Source organism: Hydrogenophaga pseudoflava, assembly GCF_031020795.1.
GTDB classification, from domain to species: domain Bacteria; phylum Pseudomonadota; class Gammaproteobacteria; order Burkholderiales; family Burkholderiaceae_C; genus Hydrogenophaga; species Hydrogenophaga pseudoflava_A.
In genome coordinates this window covers 74,886-83,557 of sequence record NZ_JAVHJP010000011.1, presented here as the reverse complement: position 1 = coordinate 83,557, position 8,672 = coordinate 74,886, and the positions used below count along the sequence as shown (strand labels likewise).

Sequence of the window (8,672 nt, the reverse complement as noted above, 5' to 3'; positions counted from 1 at the left end):
CTAGAGGCAGCGTACCTTTGTTGAAGTGAGGCGAGGTAACGCCTTTCATATGCTCCATCTGTCAGTGAAAGGACTGAACACAACCAGCTTCGGCACGAGCCGATGAACTCATTTCCGAATGGTGCCGACTGCTCGCCCTCGATGTCGGTTTTCGGCGGACCCCGTGTAGATTGACGCTTTTCTGGCCGCATGCGGATGCACATATTTCCAGGCGCACTGCAGTGACAAGTGCAGCGCTATCAACAGATTAACAGCAGGAAAGGAGCGTCTGCAACAGCGCCGTGTTCTTGCCTAGGCCGTCCCTACGAATCGGCGTGGATCAAGCTTCTCCTCTCCATCCCACCTGTAAGACACCAGCGGCCCACCCTTGCCAGCGCTGTAGTCCACGCATGCAAAGTGACTGCCCTGCAACACCGGGTCTCCCTGCATCCAGTAGTGTCCGTAGAACACAGGCTTGCTCTTGTCGTAGACAGGCTTGGCCTTCGCGCTCAGCGGCAGGTCCGGTAACTTCTGTCGCTCAGGCTCCGGCATGATCGCCAGATCACGGTAGGTGTCGCTGCCCTCTTCCCACCAACGGACGCGGACGTTGCGCCTCTCGTGCCCGTCCTTGTCATGGAAGAAGTGCCCATCGGGCAGTGGCACTTCGATGCCCTTGGTCAGAGTTTCCACAGCCTCGAACACTGGGTCACCCTGACGACTCGCCCTGACTATCAATTCCGGCGTCAGGGTGCGACCTGGCCCCAGCAGTGGCGCCAGCGAGGACATCAGCCCGTCGTGCCAGCAGGCGTGCACCACTCGTAGTTCAGGCAGCTCCAGCCAAAGGGGCAAGGTCAGAAACCAGTCGATCAGCTCCTGGTGCATGGGAGTGCCCTCCACTTCGGCCAGGAAGGCCTGGTGCTGGTGGCGGTTCTTCATTCCCTTCTCGCCGTGGCGCGGCCGCAGATAGTGCTCTGCGCTTTCGCCTTCTGGATCCTGCATGAACCAAGCTACCGCGTTGAATTCGTGGTTGCCCATCACCGCCTGTGCGCTGCCAGCGTCCACCATCTCGCGGACCAGGCGACAGCTGTCCACTTGGCGCGGGCCTCGGTCAATGAAGTCACCCACAAAGATGGCCGTTCTCGACGGATGGCGATAAGCACCTGCCTTGCGCTGGTAGCCCATGGTCTCGAGCAGCGCATCCAGCTTGTGCGCCTGCCCATGAATATCTCCCACAATGTCATACGCCATATCGTCAACCCTTAGTGGCACAATGCAAATATGATAACAACATATTGACACTCTGCAACTATGGTCGTTGTGCGAGAGCTTTTTCCTCTGGTCGGTGTGGACGTGGCCCTGTTCTGTGTGGACGATGACGGCTTGAAGGTGCTGCTGGTCAAACGGGCCGAAGATCCATATGCCCGCCAATGGGCACTGCCCAGTGGCGTCCTCAAGCCGCACCTGGACGACTCGCTGATGGCCGCCGCTCGACGTGTACTGGCCCACAAGGTGAGCGTGGAGCTGCAGCATGTGGCCGAGGTGTCCACCTTCAGTGGCCCCACCCGTGATCCCCGAGGCTGGTCCATTGCCACTCTGTTCTACGCCTTGCTGCCCAAGGACAAGATCAATGCACTCGTACGCAACAAGGTCGAAGCTGTCCAGTGGGTCAGTGCCACCAGTCCCCGTCACCGTCTGGCCTTCGACCATGAGGAACAGTTGCAGGCCGCATTGCGGGCTCTGCGCTCGCGGGTGGAAGACGACGTGCTGCCACTGCACCTGTTGCCCGAGAAGTTCACCCTGACCCAACTGCAGAAGGTCTGTGAGGCCATCCTCGGCCGTGACCTGGACAAGAGCGTGTTCCGGCGTCGACTCAAGGGCTCAACAGACCTGGTGGAGCTGGACGAGTACGAGCGTGGTCCGCAACGGCCAGCGCAGCTCTTCAACGCTCGGGAGGGATTCACGTTCTGAGCAGGTGCAAGGGCGGTAGACACGAGGTCTTTGCAAGCTCCTCGCTCAAGCATAGCTGGCACTTCGAAGAGAGGCTCGCTCATCAAGCGACACATCCGGTCGAGTTCGAACGAGGCTATTCCCAACGGTTCGCGGGTGCCTGGGAAACCTGGGTCGATACAACCGGCAGCTGCCACCCTAGCGCAACTGCCGCTGAAGAAACCACAGGCTAAAGGCCCCACGTAACCTCATACACTGCACCCACGTCGATCACAACTGAGCCGTGTTAACGCTTACCGAAGAAGTTTTCAGCCTATGAGCACGAACACCCACTCCAACGACGAATTGAAGTCCGCCGCTCCTCGTCGTGCGGGGAGACGTCCGAAGCTCGGAAGCAAGGAGGTCCCACCGGGCATAAGCAAGGACGAAATCGTCCACCGCGCTGCTCTGTTGGCGCAGGAGGAGCCTTTTTCCGAGATAACAATAGCGCGGCTAGGGCGGGAGCTTGGGGTAGCGCCAACCTTGATCCACTACTTCGTCGGCAGTCGGGACAACCTGCTGAGCCTCGTTATCAACCAGGCGCTGAGGGAGCGTGCCGAGTCATTCCCTGACTTCACAGACGATTGGCGTGCCGACTTGGAGGCGCTACTGCGACACACGATCGAAATGCAGATGCGATGGAAGGGCATAACCACCTACATTGCGTCGCACAACAAGTACCGACTGTTCCAGAGGGTGGAGGAAGGAGAAGAGGATTTCGGGTTGGTCTTCTTCGACCGAATGGGGCGCATCCTGCGTGCCAGTGGGCTGACGCCTCAGCAGGCTGCGATGGCCTTTCACCTTTTGATGCTGTTCACCACAGCCGTTTCCAATGCATCGGTGAATCGCCAGGAACCTGCACTTCACAAAGAGTACATCCTTGGGCACCTGGCTAAGTTCCCGTCAACTCGCTACCCCGGAGCTGCCTTCATCGGAAAGGCATTCACGACCATCGACAGCAAGAAAACCATCGATCAGGGTATCGGACTGCTGATCGACAGCCTTGAGCGCATCGGCACAGTGCCTCAACAGAAGCCTGCAGCAGTGCGGCCTACTACCCGAGCGAAAGGCCCCAAACAGAGGTAGTCCAATGTGCTCTTTGGAAGGGCAAGAGTCACCACACGTGCCGTCCCGCTGTACAGAGCGATGCTAGCCAGCTCGAGATGACAAACAACCATCCTAGGGATGGTGACAGCAGTTGGTTTATGTCCAGCTGTTGTCGTGTTTGCCAGCAACAGTCGGCCTCAGCCTCATCCAGCGGGCACCGCTGTTCACGATGCACATCGCTGCGCCACGTTGTTCGTCCTGAAAGCCCAAGCGTTGCATCAGCTTCTCCACCCTGACATAGGCAATGGGGTACTCATGCAATTGAGCTCGGCTCCGCTTTTCGGTGCTGAAGAACCGCAGGTTTGCGTGCTCCACACGCTGGATGTGTGCATCAGGCTGTCACTGCGTTGAGGCGCAGTCCCCCCAAGGCCAGATGGTTCCGCTGTGCAGTGGAATCCAACAAGCCGACTTCGATCAGTAGCCCCCTGGGATCGCTCACAACGAGCCGTACTACAAAGCGGTTGAAGGCAGCAACCGCGTGTTGGAGGGCAACGCGTCTTCCTGAAAACGAACGTCTCCAACGCGCTTCAGTATCACCTCGAAAAACCTGGAGCGGTCACGTTGCCTGCTTGCGCTCTCCTCAACGAACCAAGCACGCTTGAACGCGAGTGCTCGAGTGCGAGCCAAAGTCAGAAGCGGATCTGGTGATGCCAAGGATGCGGGTAAACCATTATTTGAGTGACTGTCAAATACAAGGTATCGTCGCGCCGGTCTGATATTTGAGCCGCAGTCAATAAATCTCAACCAGCAGACTCGCACCCGTCACGCGGCACTCTGCGTGTCATGTCGCCAGGAACCGTCGTGGGTGCGGATCCGAACTCCCATCGCGCATTCATATTCAAAGGAGACATCATGTTCAAGCATTCAGTTGTTGCGTTTGCCTTGGCAACTGCAACCTTCGCCATACACGCTCAGTCCTCAGTCTCGATCTCCGGCATCGTGGACCTGGGACTAACCAAGGGGAATGGGGGTACTGCAGCCAATGCGGGTGGCAATGGAACGTCAAAAGATTGGATGCAAAAGCAGGCAACCCCGTCTCGCCTGGTGTTCAAAGGAACCGAAGACCTGGGCAGCGGAGCGTCGGTATCCTTTGTGCTCGACCATCGCTTCACGCCGGACGATGGTGTCGCTTCCGCTACTTTCTGGGGTGGTCGATCGCTGATGGAGATTGGCTCGGCCAAAAACGGCACCGTCTACATGGGGCGCGAATATTCACCCGCGTTCTGGGTAGCGTTTCTGAGCGATCCGTTTCAGTGGGGCGGCGTGGGTCAGATCGGACTGCCGCAGTTCGCGGGGTTCAGCGACTCAGCTGTGGTACGTACCAACAACACCTTGGGTTACTTGTCGCCACGTTTCGCTGATATCTCGGTTCGGGTGGCTACCGGACTGGGTGAAGGTGTCACACCTCGGGACGACGGTATCAGTGTCGACTACAGAGCAAATGGCATCTACGCCGCAGTCGGCTTTCAAAAGCTCCATGGTGAGACCGCACTAGGTGGTGGGAACTCACTGACCAACCTGGCCTTGCACTATGACTTCGGAGTGATCAGGCCAATGCTCTATGTCGCCAGGTCAAAGACCGTTGGCGGTACCGTTTCAAATCAGTTCTGGGACTTGGCGGCAGTCGCGCCTTTCGGTGTTGGGAATGTGAAGGTCGCCTACAGCCAACTGAAACCGGGAAATGGCGGAAAGCAGACCAAGATCTCGTTGGGCTACGAGCACTACCTGAGCAAGCGTACCAACGTGTACTTTGACGCCGGCTCCGGTAGAGAGACCGGGAAATCCACTAACACCGCTTACGGTGCAGGCATTCGGCACACGTTCTGACCTTGCGTCCTGAACTGCCCTAAAGCTCCGCTGGACCTTCCCGCGTTGACAAGGGGCTCATTTCTCCGAGAGGACTGAGCCACTAGCAGTGACTGGACATCTTCCCCCCGAAGGGCGCCTCAACCAAGTGCCCTGACTTTAGTTGCGCTTCGCCACTTCGGTAAGCGCAACGTGCGATGCCACTCGGGGGCCACGATGCCGCTTGATTTCTCGTTCTTCAGTACTGACTTCTCCTCCCGTAACGCCGAATCCGCTGCAGCCCCACAGGAACGAGGGTCGCAAGACTGATCAGACTTCAGCCACGTCGAGCGCCCCCTTGCGATTGGAGCGAACGTGGAACGGCGTCAGTGCGACACCCAGTTATTGACCAATAACAAAACATTCACGGGCCGCCACTCGCAATGGTCGGTGGATCTCATGCACGAGAAGCCGGCCCCACCGAATCCACCAACTCCGGAGTTCGCATGGACACAAATAAATTGACACCCACCCCCTCAGATATGGCCGATGTTGCACTTCCGGGTGCAAGTGACGAAAAGTCAGGGGCGCAGAAAAGCCTTGTGGTACTAGGAGCGGCAGTAGGTCTGGGGTCAGGCTTCGCCCCTATGTACTTTTCAACGCTATCTGTCTTTCTCAAGCCGGTGGCCGCCGAGTTCTCCTGGGGTCGCGCGGAAACCGCTGGCGCTGGTGTGTTGTCGATGCTGGGTCTGGCAATAGGCTCGGTGCTGGTCGGCCGGTGCATTGATCGCTTCGGCCCATCACGAATCATCCTGGCATCGGTGGCGCTCATGGCACTGCTGATCAACCTGTTGGCAAGAGTGGGCAATGATCCCTTTCTGTTCGGTGGCTTGAGCTTCCTTATTGGCGTTGTTGGCGCGGCAACCACACCACCTGGCTACCTGTCGGTGCTCGCTATGTGGTTTAACAAACGCCTCGGATTGGCACTCGGTCTCGCTGGCGTGGGAATGGGCGTGGGCACGGTACTGGCGCCCATGATCACACAAGGGTTCATAGGCCAGTATGGCTGGCGCGGTGCATACATCCACCTCAGTCTTTGGGCCGCGGCCTGTGGTGCGCTCGCCTGCATCCTGATATTCCTACCGCGAAACCATCGACCGCTGGCGCGTAGCGAGGGGACCGGACACAAGTCGAGTGTGCTTGGTGAGACAGTATCTGAAGCACTGCGTAGTGGCCGCTTTTGGTTGCTGTCCGCGGTGATCCTCGTGGTTTCGGCATCGAGCCTTGGAGTTTCAATTCACTTGGTTTCGCTCGTAACGGACTTGGGCGTCAGCGCTTCTGACGGAGCGCGCGTGGCAGCGGTCACTGGCGTAGGCGTGGTGCTAGGCAGGTTGGTATGCGGTGTCGTACTCGACATGTACCCGGCCCCTCGCATTGCGGCCCTATCGTTCGCTTTGGCCAGCGCTGGCACCGTACTTCTGGCATCCGGCGCACCCTCAGGCTTCGCCTCCGTGGCGCTGTGTGGGCTGATGGTTGGATTCGCGATCGGTGCGGAAGGCGACTTCATCCCATTCTTCGTGCGTAGGTACTTCGGGTTGCGAGCTTTCGGCTCGATCTACGGTCTCCTGTTCTTTGCGTTCGCAATTGGCGGACTACTTGGGCCTGTCGCTTTCGGCGCTAGCTTCGACGGAACTCAAAGTTACGCTCAACCGCTTTGGGTCGCCGCGACAGGCTTGGCACTTGCCGCCGTGGCGGTGTTGAGACTCGGCCCTTACCACTATGCGTCTCCTCATAGCCCTTGAAGCAGAAGTTCCCTCGAATCGCTGAACCAGTCAAAGGCATAGATTTCGGCTTCATGGGCGTGGCGGAAGTGCGGTGCAACCAGTCGGACGACATGCCCCGCAGTTCCCGATCTGTTTGGCCAGGAAGCACCCTGCACCTCAGTGCACCAGGTCTTGTTGAGTCACTCGACATGAGTGATCGAGCCCCTGAAGCAGGCGAAGCTGCGAAACACTGATCACTAAGAACCGACTCTTCCACTTGGGGAGCGTCGGTTCACTCATACCGTCCTCCCTGGCCGTCTGGCCAAACCTTTCCCCCATCTCGACTGCCTTGGGGAAGCGGACGCTCTGAGCCGCGCTGAATTTCTACCTCTTCATTCGGATTCACCATCTCGAACGGTAGTTTCATCAGTGAGCCGGTAGCAACCAGCAGACATGTCTCGGCTGCACATGAAGTAGCGAGTCGGAATCCTGCAAAGGTCGGCCTGCTCGGGCTGCGTACTTGGCGGCCAAGCCCACTTTGGAGTCGACTTTCTTGTGTTCATCGCCCTCTGCAGCGACTTCGACCAATCCCTGGTCGGCACAAGGGCATCAGTGGTTTCCCTTAATTGAGTGTGCATCAAATATAGTAGAGTCCCTCTTTATTTGATATGTACTCAATTTAGGAGAACACATGACACAAAATAAGCCCACTACAGGGCGAGTAGCGGTGACGGCGGGTTTACGCGGCGCTTCGTGGAACGCTGAACGCATGAAGCATCCATTCAGCACAACTCCTTTCTCTCTGAACACTCACGATGGCCAGCGCGTCTTGGGCTTTCTCTTCGCCCGCGGGGGTGAACGCAAAGCAGTCCTTGCTATGCATCCTCGAGAAATGGTCATGACCCACTACCTGGTTCCCGACGTTCTCAACGCCGGCTGGGCCTTTTGGGCTCAGGCACCGCGCTCAATCGGCAACGACCTGAGACTGGAACACGAGATCGCCTTGCTGGACGTAGCAGCTGGCATTCGTCAGTTGCGCGCCTTAGGCTTCGAAAAGATCGTATTGCTGGGTAACTCTGGTGGCGCTGGTCTGCTGAGTTTCTACAACCAGCAATCGCTGCTGCCCGGCGAGCAGCGCATCGCACGCACACCTGGTGGACGCCCCACTCAGCTCGCCACCGCCGAACTGCCGGTGGTGGACGGCCTCATCTTTGTCTCACCCCATCCTGGTCAGGGTGCACTGCTACTCAATGCTCTGGATCCCTCAGTAACCGACGAGAGCGACGCCTTCTCCTGCGACCCGGCACTGGACCCTTTCAGCCCAGACAATGGTTTTCGGCGTCCGCCCGAATCCGCGCAATACGCACCGGATTTCATCGAACGCTACCGCGCGGCACAAGTCGCCCGCTGCGAACGAATCGACGCTAAGGCACGCGAGATGATCCGACGCAAGCGCGAAGCACTGGCTCGGCTAAAGGAAGCGCCCAACCGCACTGACAAGCTGGTTGCAAGCCACTCACCGATCTTTCAAGTTTGGCGTACCGACGCGGACCTGCGCGGTTGGGACACTTCGCTGGACCCCTCGGATCGCCTGGTAGGCACCTTGTGGGGAGCAGATCCGGCTGTCTCCAATCTAGGCAGCGTAGGTTTCGCTCGGGTTGTCACCCCGGAGTCTTGGCTGTCCACCTGGTCGGGCCTGTCGTCCAATGCGGTGATGGCCAAGACGGCACCGTCAGTGCAGCAGCCAGCGCTGCTCATCGAGTACACGGGCGACAACTGTGTCTTCCCCGCCGACATCCAGGTCATGCTGGCGGCCATGCCCACCCCCGACAAGACCCACCTTCGGGTACGCGGCAATCACCATGGGCAAGCACTTGAACCTGGCGAGCCCAATGGCCAGGAGATCGCTGGCAGCCGCATACAGGAGTGGTTGAAGAGCCGCTTTTGATCTTTAAAAAAACACTGGAGACTGCAATGAAATGCCCCATCCTTCCCTCTGTCCTGGCCTTTGCATACATGGAGAACTCCCTCTGCATGGATGTCTACCGGAAC

Annotated in this window: 6 protein-coding genes; 5 read left to right on the top strand and 1 reads right to left on the bottom strand. The window is 58.4% G+C overall.

Translation table 11 applies throughout. The features are described from left to right. Window positions 1-291: 291 nt before the first annotated feature. Window positions 292-1,227, bottom strand: a complete 936-nt coding sequence (locus RCO38_RS23835) for a metallophosphoesterase (RefSeq protein WP_308331085.1) — start codon at window positions 1,225-1,227, stop codon at window positions 292-294. Window positions 1,228-1,287: 60 nt separating this feature from the next. Here RCO38_RS23835 and RCO38_RS23830 point away from each other — a divergent pair, with 60 nt between their 5' ends. The 5 genes from RCO38_RS23830 to RCO38_RS23810 all read left to right on the top strand — a co-directional run bounded on the left by RCO38_RS23830 (window position 1,288) and on the right by RCO38_RS23810 (window position 8,568). Beyond that, a complete protein-coding gene (locus RCO38_RS23830) occupies window positions 1,288-1,947 on the top strand; it encodes an NUDIX hydrolase (RefSeq protein ID WP_308331084.1) in 660 nt (219 codons plus the stop codon). Between the two features lie 294 nt (window positions 1,948-2,241). Then, window positions 2,242-3,051 carry a TetR/AcrR family transcriptional regulator gene (locus RCO38_RS23825; protein WP_308331083.1) on the top strand — a complete coding sequence of 270 codons (810 nt, stop codon included), beginning with the start codon at window positions 2,242-2,244 and terminating at the stop codon, window positions 3,049-3,051. An 873-nt stretch (window positions 3,052-3,924) separates the two neighbouring features. Further along, window positions 3,925-4,899: a porin gene (locus tag RCO38_RS23820; RefSeq protein ID WP_308331082.1), complete on the top strand. Its 975-nt coding sequence runs from the start codon at window positions 3,925-3,927 to the stop codon at window positions 4,897-4,899. A gap of 464 nt (window positions 4,900-5,363) precedes the next feature. Further along, window positions 5,364-6,659: an MFS transporter gene (locus RCO38_RS23815; protein ID WP_308331080.1), complete on the top strand. Its 1,296-nt coding sequence runs from the start codon at window positions 5,364-5,366 to the stop codon at window positions 6,657-6,659. A 730-nt stretch (window positions 6,660-7,389) separates the two neighbouring features. Continuing rightward, window positions 7,390-8,568 carry an alpha/beta hydrolase gene (locus tag RCO38_RS23810; protein ID WP_374694582.1) on the top strand — a complete coding sequence of 393 codons (1,179 nt, stop codon included), beginning with the start codon at window positions 7,390-7,392 and terminating at the stop codon, window positions 8,566-8,568. Window positions 8,569-8,672: the final 104 nt, after the last annotated feature.